General features: G+C 70.7%; 1 protein-coding gene. It reads right to left on the bottom strand.

The features are described from left to right. A partial coding sequence (gene dxs / locus COGEMETH_RS23865; RefSeq protein ID WP_238185169.1) for a 1-deoxy-D-xylulose-5-phosphate synthase occupies positions 1-1,514 on the bottom strand: 1,514 nt, incomplete at both ends.

Raw genomic sequence — 1,514 nt, 5'->3', positions numbered from 1 at the left:
AGGTCGGCCGCCTTCAGGGCCTCCGACAGGCGCGTGCCGAGCGACAGCAGCGCCACCCGCGCGCCCTCGGGACGCTTGACGATCCGCCCGCGGCCGATCGCCAGGGGCTCGCCGCGCTCGGGCAGGTCCACCCCCACCCCCTCGCCGCGGGGATAGCGTAGCGCGATCGGGCCGGATTCGTGCGCGTGGCAGGTCGCCACCATGTGCACCAGCTCCGCCTCGTCGGAGGCCGCCATCACCGTCATGTTCGGCAGGCAGCAGAGGTAGGCGAGGTCGAAGGCGCCCGCATGCGTGGCGCCGTCCGCCCCCACCAGGCCCGCCCGGTCCATGGCGAAGCGCACCGGCAGGTTCTGCAGCGCCACGTCGTGGATCACCTGGTCGTAGGCCCGCTGCAGGAAGGTCGAGTAGATCGCAACGAACGGCTTGTAGCCCTCGGTGGCCAAGCCTGCGGCGAACGTCACCGCGTGCTGCTCGGCGATGCCGACGTCGAAGGTCCGGTCCGGATGGGCCTTGCCGAACAGGTCGATGCCGGTGCCTCCCGGCATCGCCGCCGTGATCGCCACCACCTTCTCGTCGGCATCGGCCGCCTTGATCAGGCTCTCCCCGAACACCCGCGTGTAGGCCGGCGCGTTCGGCTTGGCCTTGGCCTGCACGCCCGACACCACGTCGAACTTCACCACCCCGTGGTAGCGGTCGGCCGAGGCCTCGGCCGGCGCATAGCCCTTGCCCTTCTGCGTCACGACGTGCAGCAGGATCGGGCCCTGCTCGGTGTCGCGCACGTTCTTCAGGATCGGCAGCAGGTGGTCGAGGTTGTGACCGTCGATCGGGCCGACATAGTGGAAGCCCATCTCCTCGAACATGGTCCCCGAGCCCACGATCAGCCCGCGGGCGAACTCTTCCGCCTGCGCCGCCCGCTGGTAGATCGCCTTGGGCAGGAGCTTGCCGAGCTGCTTGGCCGTCTCGCGAAGTCCGCGATACGTGCCGCCCGAGGCCAGCCGGGCGAGGTAGGCCGACATCGCCCCCACGGGGGGTGCGATCGACATGTCGTTGTCGTTCAGGATCACGATCAGGCGCGAATGAAGCGCCCCGGCGTTGTTCATCGCCTCGTAGGCCATGCCCGCCGACATCGAGCCGTCGCCGATCACCGCGATCATGTTGCGGCGCTTCGGGGCCTCGATCCCCTTGGCGCGCGCCGCGGCCGCGTGCAGGTCGCGGGCCACCGCCATGCCGAGGGCTGCCGAGATCGAGGTGGAGGAATGCGCCGCCCCGAACGGGTCGTACTCGCTCTCGCTCCGCTTGGTGAAGCCCGACAGCCCGCCGCCCTGGCGCAGCGTCCGGATGCGGTCGCGCCGCCCGGTCAGGATCTTGTGCGGGTAGGCCTGGTGCCCGACATCCCAGACGATGCGGTCGTCGGGCGTGTCGAAGACGTGGTGGAGCGCCACCGTCAGCTCGACCACGCCAAGCCCCGAGCCCAGATGCCCCCCCGTCACCGAGACCGCGTCGACCATCTCCGC

The sequence above is a fragment of the Methylobacterium trifolii genome, assembly GCF_022179685.1.
In the GTDB taxonomy this organism is placed as follows: Bacteria; Pseudomonadota; Alphaproteobacteria; order Rhizobiales; family Beijerinckiaceae; genus Methylobacterium; species Methylobacterium trifolii.
This window is presented reverse-complemented; position numbering and strand designations above follow the sequence as displayed.